The sequence below is a fragment of the Thermodesulfobacterium sp. genome, assembly GCF_030445475.1.
Classification (GTDB): domain Bacteria; phylum Desulfobacterota; class Thermodesulfobacteria; order Thermodesulfobacteriales; family Thermodesulfobacteriaceae; genus Thermodesulfobacterium; species Thermodesulfobacterium commune.
The window spans coordinates 25482-48891 of record NZ_JASUTP010000003.1; the positions used below are offsets into that span (position 1 = coordinate 25482).

The window sequence follows — 23410 nt, forward strand, 5'->3', positions numbered from 1 at the left end:
TTATTCTAAGTCCGTCTGGGAAGTTAAAAGTTTACTGTTTCTAAAGGTTCTTATCAGGTTTGGATGGTGAGAAGGTACGTTCATCTTTTTTAAATGGCAAACCTCACATTTTAAGTTTGCACCTATCGGGAGGATATTTCTCTGGTATTGTAAGGGTTGTAGGTTGTCTATAACCATCCCATAAGGGTTAAAAGCTGGATATAATGCGTGGGGAGAGCCATGACAGACAAGACAAGGTAGTTTTTGTGTGTTATCCTTTCTTACCCGGAAAAGGCCTGAGACATCTTCAGTCCAGTTATTATAACCCTTAGCCTCTTTAGCTGGTTTTTGAAAGCCTTTATGGCAGTTAAGACAGTCAGGTTGCTGTACCCAGGGCTTCCTTGGTGTTATCTGATCTTTAGGTATTGGGGGGTTGAGATGAGCAAGCAAAAATTTGGAAGTTTTTGTGTTCGTTCCCTTGAGAAGAGATGTGGCATGAAAATCTATGTTTCCATGACAATCAACACACTCTAACCCTAATTTTTTATGGATATCTCTGTAACATTTGGTATTACCTTTAGGATGATCAGGATGACATAAATAACAGGCTTTTTCATCTTTATAGGGCATATAGTTTGCATGCCATCCATGGATGGCTGCTGAAAAACTATTATAACCCTTTATTCCTTCACTCCCTACGATAAAATCGGCATGACATTTTTGACAGAAAACAGGTTTCCCTTGAAGAGCAAATTTATAGAAGTTGGTTTGATGGTTTTTATCATGGGCTTTAAGTATGTTAATGGCTGTTTGATCAGAGATACCGGCTACACCATTCCATCTTGGGCTTCCTTCATGACACACATAGCAACGGAACTCAGTTGCTACAGGAGAAACGGCTTTGGTGCGCTGTAAAACTTTGCCTGAAACTTTATCTACAGCTTCTATCTCAAAAACAGGATAAGGGTTATATGTACCGTCTTTTTTATAAGGTAAAACCGGGATCCCCTTAGCTATAAAAATTTTTCTTTTTTCATCCCAATCGAAAGTACCGTTAAGTCCTTTCCCAGTTAAACCTAAATCTTTAGGAATAGTCTTATTAAAAAATTCTCTAGCATAATCCCAGAAAAGGACATGTTTAGAGGGTGTTTTAAAACCAGGTTCAACTTTGTAAACTAATTGAACTTTTGTGTTATCAAGCATTTCAGGTTTAGGCCCTCTCTTAATAACCAAAGCTTCAAAAGTGCTTCCAGGATATAAGAAACTAAACCATCTGTCTGCATCGGTAACACATTTCATACCCAGAGGACTAAAAACAAAGATGACATACTGGTCTTTTTGTGGGTCAAAGGTAAAAGGTTGAGTTTTAAGTTCTCTGATAACAGGTTTAAGTTCAGGGGGATTTTCAGGTTTTCTTAAAAGTTCTTTAACAAGAAATGCAGCAAGAGCTTCTCTCTCTTTTTCTGTACCTATAAATTTAGGCATATAACCAAGAACTTTTCCTTGTCCATATAACTGGGAAATCATCCCAAAGTAGGTAAACCCCCGGGCTTTTTCAATCACATCGTTTCTTAGCCCTTTTATGGTGTGGCAGGATAGACATTGTAGGTTGAAAATTTCTTTTCCTGCCAAAATTTTATTGTCTTCTGTAACTTCTTTAACCATAGCCCATCTTGCATGTTTTAAAAAACCTTCGCTGTTAAGTTTCTTTTCCTCCTCAACCTTTATCCCAAAAGAATAAAGATAGCCATATATTACATAAGGCCTTCTTGCATATTCTCTGATATGTTCAAAACTACCTAACCATAGCAACCCTATAAAAAGAAGGAGAAAGGCTAATACCCTTTGTAAACCAGGATTGACTTTTACTAAAAAAGCAAGAGAAATTAAATAAATCAACGCAGAGGAAACATAAAGAAGTTTTTTAGCCATCAGAACCTGTCTGTTAAACACAAAGTTAAACACCTTAGATAGTTCTGGGACGGTTAGAAAGTACCAGATACTTGAAAAAAATATAAAGGGAAAGGCTACGTAAAGCCATTTTACGTTATATTTTAAAAGAAAAGGTCTTTTTTCTTTGGGAGAGAAAAATAGAGTACTAAAAATTCCAAAGATACCTGCTAACATAATAGAGATACCTGTTCTGAAAAATAGGCTTGGAAAGCTTGAAGGATTAAAAAAACCGTGCCAAGGATTTCTGGTTTCTAACCATTTTCCAGGAGTTAACATAAAACAAATAATACCGTTTATGACAAATAAGCTCATCCAGGCAGAGATGGCGTATAGCAGCGCTACCCTAAGACGCAGTTTGTCAGACAATTCATCGAACTTGTAGTGATATATCAAAAGAGCTACTATTTCCACAAAGAAAAACACCCATTCTATAGCCCAGAAGAAAACAAACTGATTTATAAGGATTGAGGTAGCCTCAGGGTTTGCAATCCCTATGATAAACCAAATACCTACTCCAGAAACCCCGCCCAAAACCATCGTGATCAAAAGGAAAAACCAGGTATGTTTACGTACAAATTCTCGTAAGTCTTGATCGTTGGTTAACACAGAAAGTCTGTCTGTATACCAGAGATAGATTCCTCCTCCTACGGCAAAGTGAGAAATAAAAACATGAAAAACCGCAATAATTGCTACCCAAAGCCCAGGATTTATAAAATAAGTTTCCCAAACAGGATAGTTCATACTTTTCTTCCTTCCTGCTTAGAGAAACTATGTTTTAAAAAGTAATACACTGTAACAATTCCTAACCCCAAAAACAGTAAAAACAACAAGAAAACATCCATTTGAGGAGAAAATTGCAACAGTTCTGTTTGATAGTAAGAAGACAACTGAAGGGTTCTTAAGTTAAACCTGTTTACTACCATGAAAATAAGGGTAAGTATAAAAAACGATATGGTTAGTTTTAAGTGATGCTTTTTGCTAAAATATAGAGAAGTGAGGGCAAAAACAATGCTTAAGTAAAAAAAGAAAGCAACTTTTGGGGCATTGCCTAAAAATAAGCCTCTTATCTCTGAAGGTAGAGATAATAGAAAAGCTATTCCTACTCCTATTTGCAACAGGGTTAAGTAAAAAAATAGGTTTAGCCCTTTTATAAGGCATATTTTATCGTTTTTATAATGTCCCAAAACCCCTAAGCTCAAACCGCTTACAGCCAAAGACCCTGCCAAAAAATGTAGATATTTAAAATATAGATAAGGTATATCTAAGGGCAGATAGGTGCCTTTTCTATTAGCAAAATAGACGTGCCATTTTTCTGGGTTTTCCAGAAGGGTAAGGTTGCTTACCAAGATAAAGGCTATATAAAGAAGGATAAAAGCCTGAATAAAAATAAAAGGTTTAAAAGGCTTTTGAGAAGAACTCTTCTTAGAGATGAGGTAAGAAAGATAGTAGACCAAGATAACAGAAGGAATGATAAGCATCCAATGGGTAGCAAGTATGATAGAACTTGTAAAAAATAGAGGTCCATATACTACCTGAAGGAAAAGAAGGGCAGGGATGGCCATGTTGATAGCTAAGGCAAACAGAATCGGTTTTTTCTTAAAAAAAAGACGAGCAGTTTCCGGAAGGAAGGTTTCTTTTAACTGTTGGTATGTAAAAAACAGCGACCATCCTAAAATAAGATTGATAAGCAAGATGTGGAGGAGAAAGAAGGTATGCTCCAGAAAATTCAAGATTGAAGGATAAAAGGGAAGTTTTTCAGGATAAAAAACCAAACTTTCCATATAAAAAATTTTAGAAAAAGTTTAAAAATAAGTCAAGAAAAAATCGCAATTGTAGATAGATTTAAAATTAAAAATTTTTTTTATAACATCTTTTTTAAATCATTAAAAAAGGAGATGCTACCAAAGCTTGCGCAGAATTGAAAAAATTAAAAAACTATCCTGATTTACACCAGCAAATAACCCCTCTTAAAGAATTTTGTCAAAAATAATCACACTTAAAGTTCTTTGATTTCTTCCCAGGATAAAAGATGGACCCCTTTTTCCTGTAATAAATCTATGGTTTTGTCTAAGTTGTTAGTCCTTAAAACCACCACCGCTTTTTCTCCAGATTTTTCTACAAAAGCATAGATATACTCTACGTTTATGTCTGCATCGTAAAGATGTTTAAGTACTCCTGCCAGCCCTCCAGGTTCATCCTTTATCCCTACGGCAACCACGTTGGTTATCTTAGTGGTAAACCCTGCTTCTTCTAAAACTTTTTTAGCCTCCTCAGGTTGTGGCACTATCATTCGTAGAATTCCAAATTCAGAGGTGTCAGCTATAGACAAAGCTCTTATGTTTATCCCGTGGTCTGCTATAGCCTTTAAAGCTTCATAAAGCCTACCTTTTTTATTTTCTAAAAACACCGATATCTGTTTAATCTTCATACCAATCCTCCTGGTTTATTTAAGATTACGTTTGTCGATGATCCTTTTGGCTTTACCCTCACTTCTCGGGATAGATTTAGGTTCAACCAACGTCACCTTAACCCTTACCCCAACCGTTTGTTCTATCTTCTTTTCTAAACGTTTTCTTAGGGTTTCTATCGTTTTTACGTCGTCTGAAAAGATTTCCTTAGACATCTCTACTTGTACCTCCACTTCATCCAGATAATGAGGACGGGTAAGGATGATTTGATAATGAGGTTCTACCCCCTGTACCTCAAGGATAGCCTGTTCTATTTGATATGGAAAGATCATCACACCCCTTACCTTGATCATGTCGTCAGACCTTCCTTTAATCCGTTCTATCTTTGCCAGGGTCCTTCCACAAGCACATTTTTCTCTATGGAGGGTGGTGATATCCCTTGTCCTAAACCTTATCATCGGCATACCTTCTCTGGTTAAACTAGTTAAAACTAACTCTCCTTCTTGTCCCTCAGGCAGAGGTTCTCCTGTTTCAGGGTCTATGATTTCTGGGTAAAAATGGTCCTCCCACACATGAAGGCCTTGCTGAGCAGGACATTCATGGGCTACTCCAGGCCCGATAATCTCCGTTAATCCATAAACATTGTAAGCTTTAATCCCCATTCTTCTTTCTATCTCCTTTCTCATTTCTTCAGTCCACATCTCTGCGCCAAAACTTCCTATTCTAAGCTTTAAGGTTGAAAGGTCTATACCCATCTCTTCTTTTGCATACTCAGTCAGATAAAGAGCGTAAGAAGGTGTACAGGCTAAGAAGGTGGTTCCAAAATCTTTCATAAGTTCTATCTGCCTTCTTGTATTTCCGGCTGAAGCAGGAACTACCGTTGCTCCTATTTTCTGAGCTCCATAATGAAAACCTAACCCTCCGGTAAACATACCGTAACCATAGGCTATCTGAACGATATCGTCCTTGGTAGCCCCTACCATAACCAAACAACGGGCCATTACTTCAGCCCAAAGGGCGATGTCTTTAACCGTATATCCGGCAACCACAGGTTTTCCAGTGGTACCACTTGAGGTATGAATTTCGACTATCTCTGAGAGAGGTACGGCAAACAATCCAAAGGGATAAGCCTCTCTCATATCAGTCTTACTGGTAAAAGGAAGGTATTTAATATCTTCCAAAGACCTGATATCTTCAGGCTTAATCCCTGCTTCATCAAATTTTTTACGATAAAAAGGCACTTTTTCGTAAACTCGTCTGACTACCTCTTTTAACCTTTGAAGCTGGATTTCTCTTAATTTTTCTTGGTCTATGCATTCTAACTGCTGGTCCCAAAACATCGTATTTATCCTCCTTCCACACATTTTTTATATATTAGACAAGCTTTAAAAGTTCAAATCCGTTGTCTTTTAGTTTTTCAAGGACTTCTTCAAAATTTTCTACCTCAAAAATAAAATAGGCCTTTTCCCTGCTTTCTGCTACATAAACCAAAGCATTTTCTATGTTTATTCCTTTAGAAGAAATAAACTTTACTACTTCATAGAGACCACCTGGTTTGTCTTTCATCTCAATACCTAATGCAGGGTTTAAAGCTACCACAAACCCATTTTTTTTGAAAAGTTCATAGGCTTCATGAGGTTTGTCTACTAAAAATTTTATGATACCAAAATCTTTGGCATCTGTGATAGAAAATCCAAGTATGTTGATGTTTGCCTCTGCCAGCAGTTTGGTAATTTTTTCAAGCTTGCCAGGTTTGTTTTCCACAAATATAGAGATAATTTCTACCTTATACATAAAAGCCTCCTAAATGTTTCTGAATTTATAAAGTCCTTTTATCTATCACCCTTTTAGCTTTACCTTCACTTACAGGTAAAGTTCCAGGTTCTAACAACTCTACCTTAGGCTTAACCAAGATAGCTTCTCTCAGTTTTTCTACTATTTCTTCTTTTAGTTTAAGCAACCTTTCTATTCTTCCGTCAAAAAATTCTCTGTCTATTTCTACCTTCACTATCATTTCATCGTAGTTTTCAAGCACTATCTGATAGTTTTGAGCTACTCCTTTGATACCCATCAACACAGCTTCTATCTGCTGCGGAAAGATGTTTACCCCTCTGACGATGAACATATCGTCTGCACGTCCCAAAATCCTGCTAATTCTTCTATGGGTCCTTCCACAGGCACAAGGTTCTGTAAAGAAAAACGTGAGATCCCTTGTTCGGTAGCGAATAAGGGGCATCCCTTCACGGTTGAGCGAAGTTAACACCAATTCTCCTATCTCACCTTCTTTAACAGGCTCCCCGGTTTCAGGGTTTACGATCTCTACCAAAAAAGCGTCTTCCCATATATGTAGTCCTTTTTTATACACGCACTCAAATCCTACTCCAGGACCTCCCATCTCAGATAAACCATAACAATTGTAAACGTCAATCCCTAAGAGTTCTTCTATTTTTTTTCTGGTTTCTTCAGTATAAGGTTCTGCTCCTAAATAGGCTCTTTTAAGCTTTAGGTCCCTTCTTGGGTCAAGGCCTTTGTTTAAGATTACAGAGGCTACATAAAGGGCATAGCTTGGGGTCATGTGAAAACAAGTAGTACCAAAGGTCTTCATAAGTTCTATCTGTCTTTCCGTATTCCCAGGACCAGCAGGAATTACCAAAACCCCTAATTTTTCAGCTCCGTAATGCATTACCAAAGCTCCGGTAAAAAGTCCATAGGTCATAGAGTTTTGAAGAACATCTCCTCGTGTGGTGCCTGTCATAACTAAATTCCTTGCGATCAACTCTGCCTGAGCGTCTATATCCTTTTTGGTAAAAAATAAAGCCTTTGGTTTCCCGGTGGTACCACTTGAGGTGTGTAGTCTTACCACCTCTTCTAAAGGTACGGCTAAAAGCCCATAAGGATAGTCTACAAACAAGTCTTCCTTGGTGGTAAAAGGTAATCTTACCACATCTTCTAACGACTTTATGTCTTCAGGTTTTACCTTTGCTTCTTCAAACTTTTTACGATAATGGGGTACCCTTTCATAAACTAACGTTACCACCTTTTTAAGTTTTTCTAACTGCAGGGCTTTTAGATCTTGTTGAGGCATAGTCTCTATCTTTGGATCCCAAAAGTTTACCTCCACCTTTCCACCCTCCTAAGGTTTATCAATTTTAGTTTTCGTAAATGATTTTTCCCATATGCCTTACGTCGTATCCTCCTAAGTTTACCACCATCTTTTTAAACTCTTCGTCATTTCTGATTATGTCTAAAAAGGCCTGAACCATCTCTAAGTCTAAAAATTCCTTGGGAATAAGGATATCATAACGTTCTTCTGCTAAAGGTATAAAATCTAAATCTAAAGCCTTAGCCGCCGCATAAATCCCAAGCCCTACATCAGCCCTTCCACTCGCAACCGCCTGAGCTACTCCCATATGAGTATATTCTTCTTGGTCATAACCTCTTATCTGAGAAGGATTTATTCCTAAATCCTTCAAATGTTTGTCAAGAAGAAGCCTTGTTCCTGAACCAGCTTGTCTGTTGATAAACACCACATCTTCTCGAGTAAGGTCAGAAAAACTAAAGATGTTTTTAGGATTACCTTTTTTTACGATAAACCCTTGTATCCTGTAAACTAGATTTACCAATACTACCGAACGTTCAGGCAAGATTCTTTTAATAAAAGGTATGTTATATTCTCCGGTTGTTTCATCTAAAAGGTGTGTGCCTGCAAGATGGGCTTCTCCTTTCTTGATAGCTATAAGACCTCCCATAGATCCTACATGAGCTGAAGAAAGAGAAATATGAGGATATTTCCTACGTAAGAAGTTGTAGACCACATCAAGGGTATTGTCATGGCTTCCTATACACACTAAGGTGTAATCTATCTCTTCTTTGTTTCTCCAGAGAAACACCTCTACCTCTTTCCCAGGAGAAAATCCCTCAATACCTGCTGGGATCCATAGATAACCGTCTGCCCTAACCACTGACATAAGTAATCCAGCTCCTCTCCCCAAAGGAGAAACTATGTACTTTTCTCCTACCTTTCCCACCTTTACCCTTACAAATTCATCTACTCCTACAGGAGAAGAAAGTTGACGAGAAAGAAGGCCTTTGATCTTTTCTTCCTTGGGTAGTTTAGCCCCTAAGTAAAGCTCAATAAGAGGTCTTACAAAAAGTTGATAACAAAAGATGGCTGAAACTGGATAACCAGGTATTCCTAAAACAGGTTTATTTTTACAAAAACTTGCGATAAAGGGCTTCCCTGGTTTGATAGCTACCCCGTTAATTATAACCTCTCCTAACTCACTTAACACCTTATAGGTAAAGTCTTCCTTACCATAGCCTGAACCAGCATTTAAGAGTACCATATCATTTTCTATCAAAGCTTTTTCTATAGAAGATTTTATAGAAAACTCATCATCTTTAGCTATAGGATAAACTTTAACCTCAGCTCCGTCTTTTTCTAAAAGTCCTTTCAAAACAGAAGAGTTATATTCTATCAAGCTGGGTGGGTTAAGACCTTCTTTTTCAGCCTCTTCAGGAGTTAACAATTCAGAACCTGTAGGAATAATGCCTACCTTGGGTTTTTTTCTTACTACAACCTCTAAGATACCACTTGCCAACATAGCCCCGATTTCAAAGGGTCTTATAAAATGATTTTCTGGAATGATCATCTCAGTAGCCACGATGTCTTCTCCCACAGGACGGACGTCATGGTAAGGGGGATAAGATTTGTATATCTCGATAAAACCTTCTTTAACATTAACCTCTTCTACCGGAATAACTGCATCAAACCCCTCAGGTAAAGGGTCACCTGTCTCTATCCAGAGGGCTTGCTCTCCTATTTTTAAAAGCACAGGGTCTTTTTCTGTAGCGTTAAAGGTATCTTTAGAATGAACAGCATAACCATCCATCGCAGCTGAATGGAAATAAGGAGACGAACGTTTAGCAAATACAGGCTCTGCTGTGACCCTTCCTAAGGCTTCTTTAACCTTTATCTTTTCTGCAGGAAGAGGATGAAATACCCTTTGTTTAAAATTTTGGATCAAGCTGTGTAAAGCTTCCTCAAGACTTAAGATTTCATGAAAAACCTTTTTTCCCATTACTTAATCTCCCTTATCCCTAAAATGTTAGGAGACCTTCTAATAAAGCCACGTTCCTGGGCAACTACCTCTAAAGGAAGGCTTATCAGGTCTATAAGATAAGGGTCAGGATATTTTAAATACAAGGGAATGGTTTCTTTAAAACTTTTTACATAACTTTTGCAGTCCTTACAAAGTTCAACCCTTATTTCATCTTCATCTACCAAAAGGTCTATCTTTTCACAGCTAGTATGACCACAATAACCGCATCCAATCCTTGGTCCTTCTTCTTTATAACCACAAACAGGACAAAGAAAATAACGTTTGTTGTTTTCATCTATAACCGATAAAGAATAAAACTCTCCACATACAAGGCATCTTTTCCGATCTTCTGAATTGGGCTTATTCTTTCTATCTTCTAAAGCAAGTTTTCTAAAAAGAGGCATACTTAACAAAAAGAGCATTCTCTTTATCTCTTCCTCAGAACTTTCTTCCCCAAAGAAGGCTATTTCCCATAATTTTTTAGGATAATACAAGACCTCTTCTTCTTTACCTTCTAACCCCTCTTTTAAAAAAGAAATAAATTCATAAGGTACCTCAAAGGTTTTTCCAAAAATCTCTAAAAGTTTATCCAGGCTTTTTACAGGATCCTCGGTTTTAAGAATTTTTTCACATTCTTTGTTAAACCCTGCTACCTTGTCATACAAACTTAAAACCTCTTTTAAATGTGGTTTTTCTGTGATAAGTTTTTCTATCCAAATCTTTAAATCCATTTTTTTCTCCTTCTTGTTTTTGATTGAATTTTTGACCACATTACTTCTATAATAACTTAAGATAAAAAAGAAGAAAGGGGGAGAAAATACCTCCCCCTTTCTGTAAGATTTTAGTTTTTTTCTTTTTTCTATCCTTTTATCAACCCTATGTCTTTAAGCACAGAAGGTGAAAGGGCAACTCCTTTCTCGATGAGGCTTCTTAGCATCTGTCCCATAGCAATCAGGTTTTCAGGTTTTTTCGGATTTTCTGCTAAGTTATACTCTTTAGGAGAGGCTTTTAGAGCATACACTACCCCTAAACCTCCTAACTCTGTTTCTCCGTAAAATACAGAATATCCTTCTGCTTTAGCCTCTTTAATCAATTCTTCGCGGTTTCCATACTTGATGGCTCCGGTAGGACAGGTTTTAGCACAAGCTGGACTAAGCCCAGCTTTAACCCTGTCGATGCAGAAATGACACTTAGAAATCTTTCCGTTTTTATCATACCTTGGTATGTTAAAAGGACATGCGGATTGACAGGCCTGACATCCGATACACTGGTTTTTATCATAATAAACTATCCCGGTTTCAGCGTCCTTTTTCAGAGCCTTCACAGGACAGATTTCTACACAGGCAGGTTCTCCACAGTGTAAACACCTGTGACTTACAAACAACCATTGAACTTCACCTTTTTCGTTCACTTTTTCGATAAACCTGATACGGTTATAGGTGTATCCGGTGAGGTCTGGTGGGTTTTCATGGGTTCCGTTGTTTTTAGTTTTCTCTGCTGGCAGGTCATTCCAGGACTTACAAGCCACCTGACATCCTCTACATCCTATACAAAGGTCTGGAGTTATTAATAAAGCTTTACGTGCCATACTTTTCCTCCTTTTAATTTTTTCAAGGAGGTAGGTTCCCCTACCTCCTTTTTATTGGGCTATGCCTTTCTTATGTTTATCACAAAACACTTTGTTTCTTGTATAAAGGTATTCGGGTCAACCACATTAGGTGTAAGAAGGTTAGCACTATCCCCTCCATTCTTAGGGAACTTCCATCCATAATGCCAGGGGATACCTATCACATGACACTTTTTACCCTGAACGATAAGTGGTCTTATTCTTTCTGTAACGATAGCTATCGCCCATATTTCTCCTCTTGGACTGGAGACTATTACCTTATCCCCGCTCTTTATGCCTTTTTCCTTAGCCAGCTCTGGGTCTATCTCTGCAAAAATCTGAGGTTCAAGCTCTAACAACCATGGGGTATGTCTGGTCATAACACCTGTCTGCCAGTGTTCGGTGACCCTGTAAGTGGTACCTACATAAGGATATTTAGGATCAGTACCTACTACAAATTTGTCATCTGGACTATCGTAAGTTCTGGCTACAGGATTAAAATAGACTTTCGGATAAAGTAGGTTCTTAAAAGGTGACTCTACCGGTTCATAGTAAGTGGGGAAAGGTCCGTCTGCCAAACCAGCTCCAAAGATAGTTCCTACACCTAAAGGTTTCATAATAAAAGGTAATACTCCTCCTTTCATCGCTAAAGGTGGTTGTGGGCCGTCAGGAACATCTCCAACCCATTTTTTATTTTGGGCATCCCATTTAATAACAGGTCTTTTCGGATCCCAAGGATTACCCATTGGATCAACACTTGCCCTGTTGTAAAGAATTCTTCTGTTAACAGGCCAGCACCAAGCCCAGTTAGAATACAGACCAAGACCTGTGGGGTCTTCTTTCCCTCTTCTTTTCATCATGTTGCCTGCTTCAGTAAAAGCACCAGAATAAAGCCAGTTCCCACAGGCAGTTGAACCATCATCCATTAAAAATACAAAGGAGGCAACCTGTTGCCCTTTTTTGTAAGCTTTTTTGTCTATAGGATGAGAAGCTACATCCTTGGTGTAGTAACCGTTTATTTCTTTGGCTACTTTTTCTATGTCTACATGTTTATCTCCATAATTCCAGTTAAGTTTGAGTATTGGGTCAGGGAAAACTCCACCTTGTTTTTGGTAAAGTTCCTTAATCTTATGATAAAGCTCATTCATGATCTCGGCATCAGGCATACACTTTCCAGGAGGTTCAACGGCTTTATACCTCCATTGAGCTAACCTTCCAGAATTAGTGATGCTACCTTGTTTTTCTATTGAAGAAGCACAAGGTAAGAAAAACACCTCAGTTTTGATCTTCTTAGGATCCATCCCAGGCCCTTTCCAGAAAGAAGAGGTTTCATTGTCCCAAAGGTTTACACAAACCAACCAATCAAGCTTAGCCAAAGCCTTCCTGACTTTATTAGCGTTTGCACTTGAACAAGCTGGGTTTTGTCCCCAGGCAAAAAATCCTTTAATTTTTCCTTTATACATGGCATCAAAAATATCATACCAACTATAAGTGCGGTTATCGTCAAGTTTAGGTAGATAGCTATAGCAAAAATCGTTTTCTTTGGTGGCATAATCTCCATAAAAAGCCTTAAGTAAGCTTACGATATATTTAGGTCTGTTTTTCCACCAGTTAAGACTCTTAGGTTCTGCAGTTTTTGGGGTATTTACCTCTATATAAGTTTTTAAATCAACCCAAGAAGCCTTTGGAGTAGGTAAATACCCGGGTAACACATGGAAAAGAAGTCCCATATCCGTTGAGCCTTGAACGTTACTCTCACCTCTTAAGGCATTAACACCACCTCCAGCCATTCCTATGTTACCAAGAAGTAGTTGAATGATAGACATGGCTCTTATGTTCTGAACTCCTACGGTATGCTGGGTCCATCCCATCGCATAACAAATGGTAGCCGTTTTATTGGGTTTTCCGGTTGAAGCTATAATCTTATAAGCCTCAAGCACCTTTTCTTTAGGTGCTCCGGTAATCTCCACCACCATGTCTATGGTATATCTACTGTAATGTTTTTTAAGGAGCTGAAACACACAGTTAGGGTCTTTAAGGGTTGGATCCTTTTTAGGAACTCCTTTTTCATCTAACTGGTATTTCCAAGTAGCTTTATCATATTTTCTGGTTTTTGGGTCATACCCCGAAAAATATCCATCTAAGTCTTCGGGACCTTTAAAGTTGGGGTCTACTAAATAAGAAAGGTCGGTATAGTTGATCACATAATCTTTGAAGTAGAGTTCATTATCTATAATATATTTAATAAGCCCACCTAAGAAAGCTATGTCAGTGCCTGGACGGATAGGAACATACAGGTCTGCTTTAGAAGCTGTTCTGGTAAACTTGGGGTCTATGACTAAAAGTTTAGCTCCTCTTTCCTTTTTAGCCTTTAATATCCATTTCATCGAGATAGGATGGTTTTCAGCAGGGTTACTACCCATAACGATGATTACATCAGCGTTTTTGAGGTCAACCCAGTGATTGGTCATTGCGCCACGTCCGAACGACTCTGCCAGAGCCGCCACGGTGGCGCTGTGTCATATTCGCGCCTGATGCTCGATGTAAACTAATCCTAAGGCCCTCATCAGTTTTTGTAAGAGATAACATTCTTCATTATCCAAGGCAGCTGACCCTACATGAGCAATAGCTTCAACTCTGTTTACCACTCGCCCTTTTTCATCTTTAAGAATAAAATATTTATCTCTTGTAGCCTTAACCCTTTTAGCTATCTCAGAAATAGCCCATTCCCAAGAAACCTTTTTCCATTCAGTAGCCCCTGGAGCACGATAAAGAGGTTCCATAACCCTGTAAGGATTGTTGGCCATTTGCAATAAAGAAGCACCTTTAGCACATAAGGCCCCTTGGTTGATAGGGCTATCTGGATCACCTTCTACCTGTACTACCTTGCCTCCCTTTGCATAAACAATCAGACTGCATCCTACAGAACAATAAGGACAAACAGAAGTACTTTCCTTAGCGTTTTTGATCTTAAGTTCTGTAGCTGCATAAGACTTAACAGGTGTAAGGTCTATTGAGATGGAACTTAAAACTAGAGAACCTAACGACAACTTTAAAAAGTTTCGCCTACTTATTCCACCCATAACATACCCTCCTTTTTGTTTACTCCCTTAATATAAAATTTAGTACTATTTTTACGTTTAAATCAAGAGCAAAAATGGTTAGTTATTTATTATTTTGGGTAATAAAGTTTGATTTTTTTTATTTTTTGTTTTTAAACACAAAATTTTTTGTATATTTGCTGCCGTTTGAAAAGTCTAAAGATAGCACCTATAAAGCTTTAAAATTAGTTATAGGTTAACATGGTTCACAGGTAGTCTTTTTAACTTGCTTTTTAGAAGAAAACAAGCTAAAATAGTTATTAAATTTTAAAATAGGAGGATTCCTATGCTTTCAAAGATACCTTTCGACCTTTCAAAGATTGATCCAAAGAACTTAGATAAACAGATTCTCAGGATAGCGATCATGGCTGAGCTTGATGCCATCAACCTTTATGAACAGCTTGCTTCTTTAACTGAAGATAAAAACTTACAAGCCGTACTTCTTGACATAGCCAGAGAAGAAAAGACCCATGTAGGAGAGTTTTTATCGATGCTTTTAATCAAAGATGAAGAACAGGAAGAAGAACTCGAGGCTGGTGAAGAAGAAATAAGTGAACTCTTAGAAGACGAAGAAGAAAACTAACGATCGTTTAGGATTTTTTACTCTAAAGCTATCTTTTATCATGGGCTTTCGGGTTAAGTTGATTTTTTCAAAGGTATTTTTATGGTTAATTTCGGCCTGCTTCTTTTTTGTCCATGTTCAAGCTTTTGGTTCTGTTTCTAAACCTTTAGAAGTTACTGCTCAAAAGGTAGAAGCCTTTAATAATTTTAAAATTTTGGTAGCTGAAGGGGATGTGGTAATTCAGACTAACAGTATGCTCATCTGGGCTCAAAGGGTTAAATATGAAGTTTCTACCCGCTATTTAATCCTTTATCAGTATAAAATTTTCGATTTTACCAAAAATGCTATCCTTGAAGGAGATCAAGCCTTCTTAGACTTGAGAAACGAAGAGTTTTGGGGACAAAACATTTTTATGTTTTTGAAAAAAGAAGGGATCAGAATTAAAGCTAAAGATTTACATAAAAACGCCTTAAACGAATACCTGGCTAAAAGTGCCTTGGTTACCTCTTGTGAGTTTGACTGTGAAAACGAAAAAGATTTTCCTCCCTGGAGCTTAGAAGTTCGAGAGTTTGTCTTGACCCCAGAAGGGATAAGTAAAGGAGAGGCTACCAAGTTTAAGATAAAAAAACAGACTGTGGTTTCTTTGCCAAAAACAGCCTATGTTCCCAAGGTAACCCTCCCGATGGTTCCTCAAAGAAGTACAGGTTTTTTATTTCCTAAAATAATTCAAGGAAATAGATTAGGGTTAGGCCTTCAACTACCTTTTTTCTGGCCATATACTGACCAGGTTGACTTTACCTTATCGCCTATGTTTCTTACCAAAAGAGGTTTGTTGTTAGATTTAGAAAGCCAGTTCAGGCTGATGGAACCTTTAGAAGGGGTTTTAAAGTTAAGATATTTAAAGGATAATAAAGAAACTTTACTTGGCGATACAGAAAAAGAGGAAGAGAAAAAACATAAATGGTGGGTCGCTGGGAAAATCGATTACACACCCAAACCAAACCTTGATTTTCATCTGGACATAGATGTGGTCTCCAATAAAGACTTTTTGGAAGAGTTTGACGTAGGAGAAAACGGGTTTTCCTCTTCAAAAAGTTTTTTTTTAGAAAGGTTTCATCGCACTTTAGAAGAAAAAAATCAAGAATATAGAACATCTCGTTTTTGGGCTCAATATTATCGTGGTAGTCTTTATTCAAGGATAGAAAGTTCCTATCTTGACTATCATGGAGCTTCTGATAAAGACACGGTTTTACAACCTCTTTGGGGTTTTCGTCTAAATTTGTTGCCTTTTAAGACCATAGGAAACCTTATGACAAACTTTAGCTTGGTACATAACTATAGTTTTAGAAAAGAGGGGTACTATGGGCACAAACTAAGCTCAAACTTAGAGTTGGCTTATCCTTTTAGAACCTCTTTTTTGTTTAACGAGTTTAAGGCAAGTTATTTCCTAAACCATTTTATCCTTGACGATTCTACAGGTTTTTCAAAAAACAGTTTAAACAATCATTACTACGATGTTTCTTTTACTACCTACACTCAGATTTTTAAGTTTTACGAAATACCTCTACCTTTAAACCGCAATTTAACCTTTTTACACGTCTTAAAGCCATATGTAAGCTATTATTTTAAGAAAAAACCTTCTGAAACCAACCTACCGATTTTTAACTATGAAGACCTTTCTCATGAAGAGATAAATACCTTAGAGTATGGGTTATGGCAACTTTTTAGACTTAAAAACCAGCCAGACTTTTTAAGAGTAAAGGTTTACCAGCAGTATCAGTTTAACGCAGAGGAAACTCCTACCGCTACCTCAAGTGAAAAGAGAAAATTTTCAGACTTAGGCCTTCAGGTGTTGTTAAATTACACCCCACACCTTTCTTTAAGATACGATGGAAGTTATAACTTTTATGGATTAGGTTTTAAAAAACACTCCTTTTACTTTGGGTTAACTGACTGGATGGTTGACCGTTTGGGGCTTACTTTTCAGGATGATAAAGCCTGGAATACAAGACAACTTACCCTTTCCCTTTCTCACCGATTTTTTCAAAGGTTGCAAACAGATTTTTATCTGAGTAGAAATTTAAGGCTTGAAGAAAATACCGAGATGAGGTTGGGTCTTTCTTATGTGCATGATTGCTATCTGTTAGGGGGAGGTGTTTCAGTCACCCCTAAGGACACAAAATTTTTCTTTAGGGTAGAATTAAAAGGTTTAGGAGGTTACGGATTAGAAAAATAAAGGTTTTAGCTCCAGGGCCTTTAAAGTTCAGTTTTATAGAAGAAGGAATTTCTTACTATGCCAAAAAAATTTCACCGCTATGTCCTGTAGAGGTATGTCTACCTAAGGTTAAAGGTGGGGTAGAAAAAAAGGAAGAAAGACTAAAGATAGAAGAAAAAGTTTTAAAGAAGCATCTTTCTGAAAATGAATTTTTGGTGATTTTAGATGAGAGAGGACAACTCCTTAATACCATAGAGCTTGCCTCTAAAATCGAAAAATGGCTTGAAGCCTCAAAAGATTTATGTTTTTTAGTAGGAGGTCCTGAGGGAATATCTCCCGAGTTAAAACATAAAGCCCACTTTCTTCTTAGCCTTTCTCCTCTAACCCTTAACCACGAAATAGCTATTTTGGTGTTGATGGAAGCCCTTTACCGAAGTTTTACCATATTAAAGAAAATTCCCTATCATAGGGCATAATAAACAAAAAATCAGATAAAAAATACAATTTTTAGCTAAAATCGTCGAAAAACACTCTTGACTTTTATTCTCATTATCGCTAAATACTTTAGCTAAGATGTCCTGGGTAGACCTTCGAGTATTAGAAAAATATGCAAATTTTTCAGAATTGGTGGTTAACTCTTTAGGAGATAAAATAGCCACGGTTGTTGAGGATGAAGAAGGACAAAGGTTTATTTGGGTTAATGGTAAGACCATAGATGAGCCTTTTGAAAGGGTAAATTTACTTCAGTTTACACCTAACGGAGATTTGATAGCTTCTGTTCAAAAAGACGGGTTGTGGACAGTTTGGAAAGAAGGTGTTTTATGGGAAGAGTTTTTTGAATATCTATGGAACCTAAAAACAGATAACTCAGGGCAGAAGGTCTTAGCTAACGTTAAAATCGACGGAAACTACACGGTTTGTGTGGATGGGATTCCCTGGAGTCATAGTTTTTATGATACCAGAGATCTTTTTGTGTCTCCTACAGGGGCTAAAGTAGCTACTTATGTGAGGTTAGAAAATTATCCGGTGTTAGAGATTTTTAACTTTGCCAAAGGAATGTGGTCGCTTGCGGTAAACGACGTTTTTTGGGATAAAAAGTTTTTAGCCCTTTTTGGTTGTTGCTTTAGCCCTAAGGAGACAAGGGTAGCTACAGCTGTAAGACTTACTGACAGAAGTTTTACCATAGTGGTGGATAATGTGTGTTGGGAAAAAAGTTTTTACCAGGTTTGGGAACCGAGATTTTTAGATGAGAATCAGGTGGTTGCTCCTGTAAAAACTTCTCGAGGATGGGAGTTATACTGTAATGGTAGTCCTTTTTGGGAAAGGTCTTTTACCCAGTTATGGAACCTTAAGGTTTTTCCTGAAAAGAAGAGGGTGGCAGCGATTGTGGCCTTAGAGCTTGGAAAGTGGACCTTAGCAGTAGATGGGAAAACTTGGAAGCCAACCTTTGGACAGATGGTGTTAGAGCCCCATTTTAGTCCCGATGGAGAAAGGATAGCCGCGTTAGTAAGACATAAAGATCGGTGGGGGCTGGTGGTAGACGAGGTTTGTTGGGACCTTGTTTGGGAAAGGATAGGAGACCCTGTATTTAGTCCTAAGGGTAGTAAAATAGCAGCTAAAGCCGAAAAAGATGGAGGATATTATCTCTTAGTAGAAAACAAAGTTTTAGATGGCCCTTACACCTATTTATGGGACCCGGTGTTTTTAGAAGAGGATATCCTGTTGATAAAAGGTATAAAAGAGAAGAGCTATTTTACGAAAGAAATTAAGGTGTGAAACTTATGACGTTTTTTGAGATAGTAAGGGGGCCCTTGGCTTGGGTGTCTTTTTTGATCTTCTTTTTAGGTTTAGTTTATAACCTCTATAACTTTTTTAAGAAAGCTCAAAAAGATAAAGTACTCTATGGATATTTTAGTCTTAAACATACGCTTAGGTCTTATCTTTTTTGGCTTTTACCCTTTGGTAGCTATAGCATGAGACAAAGACCTCTTTTTACCGCGATAAGTTATGTGTTTCATGTAGGGCTTTTGTTAACCCCTCTCTTTTTTTTAGGTCATATCGAAATGTGGAAGGAATCCTGGGGGATAAGCTGGTGGGCTTTACCTAATATTGTTTCTGATTTTTTAACAGTCTTAACCATTATCTGTGGAGTTATTTTACTTTTGAGACGTTTTTTGGTTAAAGATGTTAAATATTTAAGCACTCCTATAGATTATGCTCTTTTAGTTCTGGTGATCTTAGTTTTTTTAACCGGGTTTTTAGCAAGATATCAGTTGGTTTTTACCTATCAGGTTATAGCAGGTTTACATATCTTCTCAGGAGAAATGATGTTAGTTCTTATTCCTTTTACTAAGCTTTCGCATATTTTTTATTTTTGGTTGATTAGAGCCCATACTGCCTCAGAGTTTGGTGCAGTTAGGCGGTCAAAAGACTATTGAGGAAAAAGATGGAAGGCTTTGTAAGAAAACCGGTTTTTGATATAGGGATAGACAAAACGATAGAACGATTAGACCAACAAAAGATTAAAAGGGCTATCGAGAGGGTTTTAAACGAAGAGGCTACGGTAAGATTTAAGATCTTTTTAGAAACTTGTATGCGCTGTGGAATGTGTTCTGAGTCTTGCCATCACTATCTTTCCCATGACAGAGACCCAAGTTATGCGCCGGCCTCTAAAGTAAAACTTACTTTAGGAGATTTAATTGCTAAAAAAGGTAAAATAGAAAAAGCCGATTTAAAAAGATATGCAAGGATTGCTTTTACTGAGTGTAATCTTTGTCGCCGGTGTACTCAGTTTTGTCCCTTTGGGATTGACATTGCCTACTTGATCTCTTTGGTGAGAAGACTTTGTGGAGTTTTAGGAGTAGCTCCTCAGTTTATTCAGGACCAAGTCTACAGCCATATGTCTTCTTACAACATGCTCTGGTTTAAACAGGATGAATGGATAGACACGATACAATGGATAGAAGACGAGCTAAGGTATGAGATAAAAAATGCAAGGATCCCTCTTGGGAAAAAAGATGCAGACATTTTGTTACTTATTCATGGTCTTGAAGCTAAATACATGACCCCTTTGCTTTCTAACATGCTTAAGATTATGCTTGTCTCAGGGGTTGATTTTACTTTACCTGACACAGACGGTTGGGATTATACCAATAAGTCGCTTTATATGCATGATTTTGAGACGATGACGTTGGTAACCAAAAGGCATTATGAAATAGCCTCTAAACTAAGGGTTAAAAGGATTTTGATTACAGAGTGCGGACATGCCTATAGAGCAGCGCTTTATGAATCAGCAAAACTTTTAGGCTGGAAAGAGGCCCCTATACCTTTTATCCATGCGGTAGAGTTTTTCTATGAGATTTTAACCCAGGGAAAGATAAAGATCGCTCATAAGGTTAAAGAAAAGGCTACCTTACAAGATCCTTGCAACATAGTGAGATACAGAGGGTTAGGACAAAAACTCAGGTTTATAGTTAGGGAACTTTGTGAAGATTTTGTGGAAATGACCCCTAATCAAGAATACAATTATTGTTGTAGTTCAGGAGGAGGGATGGTTGATGCAGGGCCTCCCTGGAAGGGGGCAAGGATAGAAGGAGGAAAAGTCAAGATAGAACAGATAAAAGAAACAGGGGCATCTTTAGTGATAGCACCTTGTCATACCTGTCATAAGGGGATAGAAGATTTGATTGAGCACTATAAAGTAGAGGCCCATGTTAAATTTTTGGCAGACCTAATAGCAGAACATATGGAAATCCCTGAGAGGTTAAGACCTTAGGATGAAGAAAGAAACAGTCTTGTTGATTTTAGGGTTAGGTTTGACGGTTTTATTCTGGTGCTGTTTGAGTAATCCCTTGGCTTTAACTGAACCCTTTAGAAAAGTGGAAAAAACTCTAACTCCTACAGAGGTACAGAAAAATCTTCTTCTTATTAAACATCCTGAGGTTTTTGGGAGGTTAGAGTATGCCCCTGTTTTGTTTAACCACCTAAAACATGTTAAGGCGTTAGAAAAAGAAGGTTGTGGGGTTTGTCATCCGGTAGATAATAACAAGAATCTACGTTTTGTTTTTCCTAAGGAGTTTTTATCTGTTAAAGATCCAGAAAAGTTAAAAGACCTTTACCATCAAGCTTGCATTAAATGCCATCAACAGAAAAAGCTTGAGCAAAAACCTTATGGTCCGGTAAGACTTTCTTGTGGGGATTGCCATGTAAATATTTATGCGTACAAAGATATAAACTATCCTAAGTTTGATTTTGATTTTGTTTACCATGAAACCCATGTCAAAGAGTTAGACCAAAAATGTGAGAAGTGCCATCATACCTATGATTTAGAAGAACCTGATAAAACAAAGGCACTAAAATATGTAAAGGGTAAAGAAGAATCCTGTTATTATTGCCACGACTTTACTAAGAAGAGAGGTCCTGAGTTAACCAAGATATTGAAGATAGCTCAAGAAAAAAGTTTAAACCTTTCTCAGGCCTTTCATGGGTTATGTTTGAACTGTCATGTAGAATTAAAAAAGGATGGGAAAAAGGGTGGTCCGATAATCTGCAGTGATTGTCATAAAGGAGAAAAAAGGAGTTTGGAAGATCTGTCTAAAGCTCCAAGGCCAGAGAGAGGACAAAAAGAGATTTATTGGATGGAATTCCCTAAAGCTTCTAAGATGAAAGCAGTAGTGTTTAATCACCGAATTCACCAGTTTACAGCCCAGAAATGTAGAGATTGTCATCATGAAAGACTTGAAGGGTGTCGGAATTGTCATACCTTAGAAGGTAGTCCTAAAGGGAATTTTGTAAATGCTGTCACAGCTTTTCATTCAGTATTTTCAGACAGAAGCTGCCAGGGATGTCATCAAAAGGAAATAAATGCAAGAAAAGAATGTTTAGCTTGTCATCATCTTGACAAAAAAGAAACCTCTCGCACAGAAGTTGCTTCTGAAACTACTTGTGTTAAATGCCATATAGGTAGAGCGAGGTCTGATATTAAAAATTTAAAACCCTATTCAGGAGAGATAAAATCTCAAGTAGAAATAGAGGTTTTATCCAAGGAGTTTGAAAAGGCAACCATGCCTCATCAAAAGATAGTGAAAAGTTTGGTTGCTAAGACCTCAGGCAATAGACTTGCGGTATACTTCCATGATAAGGAAGAAACCCTGTGTAAAGGATGTCATCATAAAACGAACCCTGAAGGGAAAATAAAAGGACAAGAGGTTAAATGCAGTTCTTGCCATGGAATAAGTTTTGATGCTTTACACCCTGAAAGGCCAAGACTACAGGCAGCTTATCATGGACAGTGTATTAAATGCCATGAGTATTTAAAGATAGAAAAGGCTATGAGTTGTGATAGTTGCCATAAACCTAAAAAAGAGAGAGGTTTACCTAGTTTTTAGGGAGAAAAGATGTACATATGGGAAAAACTTTTTAGTTATCATGGTGCGGAATATGTAATTTCTGGAGCCGCGTTTTTTATGTTCATCCTGCTTTTTTTATGGTTTAAGTCTAAGAAAAAGTTTTAGGAAATAGGTATGAAGAGAAGGAATTTTTTGAAAGGTTTTTTGAGTTTGCCTGGGCTTTTGGGAATAGGTTCAGCCTCTAAATTTATCGAAGAAGAAAGAGCTTTTAAAACCATCCATACCCAGGCCAACGCTAAAAACTGGGAGATTTACCTAAAAAGAAAAGAGAGCAAGTACGAACCTAAAGAAGGAAGTTATGGCGTACTTTTTGATGCTACTAAATGTATAGGGTGTCGTAGATGTGAATGGGCCTGTAATGAATGGAATAAAAACCCTAATCAGCCGATAGAAAATTTTGAAAGGTCAAGATTTGAAATCAATTCAGTTTTTGAAAAAATTAGAAGACCTTCTGCCGGTGCTTTTACGGTAGTAAATCGGTTTGATGTTGACGGAAAAGTTATCTATGTAAAAAAACAATGTATGCACTGTTTAGACCCAGCCTGTGCTTCTTCGTGTTTTGTTGGGGCATTTACAAGGACAGAAGAAGGGGCGGTGATCTATAATCCTACGGTATGCGTAGGATGTAGGTATTGTATGGTTGCCTGTCCTTTTGACATTCCTGCCTATGAATACTATGACCCTTTAACCCCACAGGTTACTAAATGCACGATGTGCTTTGACAGGATGGTTGAAGGCAAAGTACCTGCCTGTGTGGCTGTTTGTTCGGCTGATGCCTTGAAGTTTGGGAAACGGGAGGAGTTATTAAAACTTGCTTATAAATTGATTGCAGACAACCCACATAGATACTATCCTAAGGTCTATGGGGAGGACGATTTTGGTGGGACAAGCTGGTTATATCTCTCTCCTGTTCCTTTTGAAAAGATAGGATTACCTACTGGACTTAAAAAAAGTCCGGCGGTTTATACCAGAAACTATCTTTTTGCGGTAAAGGTGTTAGAAATTTTAGCCTCCCCGGTGCTGGTCTACTTAGCTTATAAGGCTATGTCTAAGAAGGGTAAAGACGAGGAATAAAG

The 23410-nt window shown here is 37.7% G+C and carries 18 protein-coding genes; 8 read left to right on the forward strand and 10 right to left on the reverse strand.

All coding sequences use genetic code 11. The features are described from left to right. The 10 genes from PWP26_RS02165 to fdnG all read right to left on the reverse strand — a co-directional run bounded on the left by PWP26_RS02165 (position 1) and on the right by fdnG (position 14131). Complete coding sequence (locus tag PWP26_RS02165; protein ID WP_301398877.1) at positions 1–2673, reverse strand: cytochrome ubiquinol oxidase subunit I; 2673 nt, start codon at positions 2671–2673, stop codon at positions 1–3. After that, complete coding sequence (locus tag PWP26_RS02170; RefSeq protein WP_301398878.1) at positions 2670–3713, reverse strand: hypothetical protein; 1044 nt, start codon at positions 3711–3713, stop codon at positions 2670–2672. Before PWP26_RS02170 ends, PWP26_RS02165 begins: the two co-directional genes overlap by 4 nt. A 215-nt stretch (positions 3714–3928) precedes the next feature. Next, a complete protein-coding gene (locus PWP26_RS02175; RefSeq protein ID WP_028841167.1) occupies positions 3929–4360 on the reverse strand; it encodes an ACT domain-containing protein in 432 nt (143 codons plus the stop codon). Positions 4361–4375: 15 nt separating this feature from the next. Beyond that, complete coding sequence (locus PWP26_RS02180; protein ID WP_038061335.1) at positions 4376–5680, reverse strand: phenylacetate--CoA ligase family protein; 1305 nt, start codon at positions 5678–5680, stop codon at positions 4376–4378. A gap of 34 nt (positions 5681–5714) precedes the next feature. Further along, positions 5715–6134 (reverse strand): ACT domain-containing protein, encoded by a 420-nt coding sequence (locus PWP26_RS02185; protein ID WP_038061338.1) that lies wholly within the window; start codon positions 6132–6134, stop codon positions 5715–5717. A 25-nt stretch (positions 6135–6159) separates the two neighbouring features. Further along, complete coding sequence (locus tag PWP26_RS02190) at positions 6160–7461, reverse strand: phenylacetate--CoA ligase family protein (protein ID WP_287567867.1); 1302 nt, start codon at positions 7459–7461, stop codon at positions 6160–6162. Positions 7462–7489: 28 nt separating this feature from the next. Then, complete coding sequence (locus PWP26_RS02195) at positions 7490–9421, reverse strand: molybdopterin biosynthesis protein (protein WP_051754607.1); 1932 nt, start codon at positions 9419–9421, stop codon at positions 7490–7492. Next, a complete protein-coding gene (gene fdhE, locus PWP26_RS02200) occupies positions 9421–10173 on the reverse strand; it encodes a formate dehydrogenase accessory protein FdhE (RefSeq protein ID WP_038061341.1) in 753 nt (250 codons plus the stop codon). The genes PWP26_RS02195 and fdhE overlap by 1 nt, the downstream gene beginning before the upstream one ends. 128 nt (positions 10174–10301) lie before the next feature. After that, complete coding sequence (locus PWP26_RS02205; RefSeq protein ID WP_287567869.1) at positions 10302–11030, reverse strand: 4Fe-4S dicluster domain-containing protein; 729 nt, start codon at positions 11028–11030, stop codon at positions 10302–10304. Positions 11031–11089: 59 nt separating this feature from the next. Further along, positions 11090–14131: a formate dehydrogenase-N subunit alpha gene (gene fdnG / locus PWP26_RS02210; protein WP_287567870.1), complete on the reverse strand. Its 3042-nt coding sequence runs from the start codon at positions 14129–14131 to the stop codon at positions 11090–11092. A gap of 304 nt (positions 14132–14435) precedes the next feature. On the opposite strand from fdnG, the gene PWP26_RS02215 reads away from it, so the two are divergent. The 8 genes from PWP26_RS02215 (at position 14436) to PWP26_RS02250 (ending at position 23408) form a co-directional block, all read left to right on the forward strand. Next, positions 14436–14732, forward strand: coding sequence for a ferritin family protein (locus tag PWP26_RS02215; RefSeq protein ID WP_287567871.1), 297 nt, complete (start codon positions 14436–14438; stop codon positions 14730–14732). 58 nt (positions 14733–14790) lie between these two features. Further along, on the forward strand, positions 14791–16947 hold the full coding sequence (locus tag PWP26_RS02220) for an LPS-assembly protein LptD (RefSeq protein WP_301398879.1): 2157 nt from the start codon (positions 14791–14793) through the stop codon (positions 16945–16947). 47 nt (positions 16948–16994) lie between these two features. Continuing rightward, positions 16995–17402 (forward strand): 23S rRNA (pseudouridine(1915)-N(3))-methyltransferase RlmH, encoded by a 408-nt coding sequence (locus tag PWP26_RS02225; RefSeq protein WP_287567943.1) that lies wholly within the window; start codon positions 16995–16997, stop codon positions 17400–17402. A gap of 97 nt (positions 17403–17499) precedes the next feature. After that, on the forward strand, positions 17500–18702 hold the full coding sequence (locus PWP26_RS02230) for a hypothetical protein (protein ID WP_287567873.1): 1203 nt from the start codon (positions 17500–17502) through the stop codon (positions 18700–18702). 44 nt (positions 18703–18746) lie between these two features. Beyond that, positions 18747–19364 carry a respiratory nitrate reductase subunit gamma gene (locus PWP26_RS02235; protein WP_301398880.1) on the forward strand — a complete coding sequence of 206 codons (618 nt, stop codon included), beginning with the start codon at positions 18747–18749 and terminating at the stop codon, positions 19362–19364. Positions 19365–19372: 8 nt separating this feature from the next. After that, positions 19373–20701 (forward strand): (Fe-S)-binding protein, encoded by a 1329-nt coding sequence (locus PWP26_RS02240; RefSeq protein ID WP_301398881.1) that lies wholly within the window; start codon positions 19373–19375, stop codon positions 20699–20701. A 1-nt stretch (position 20702) separates the two neighbouring features. Beyond that, positions 20703–22313 carry a sulfate respiration complex hexadecaheme cytochrome HmcA gene (gene hmcA / locus PWP26_RS02245; protein ID WP_301398882.1) on the forward strand — a complete coding sequence of 537 codons (1611 nt, stop codon included), beginning with the start codon at positions 20703–20705 and terminating at the stop codon, positions 22311–22313. Positions 22314–22448: 135 nt separating this feature from the next. Then, positions 22449–23408 (forward strand): 4Fe-4S dicluster domain-containing protein, encoded by a 960-nt coding sequence (locus PWP26_RS02250; RefSeq protein ID WP_301398883.1) that lies wholly within the window; start codon positions 22449–22451, stop codon positions 23406–23408. Positions 23409–23410 lie beyond the last annotated feature (2 nt).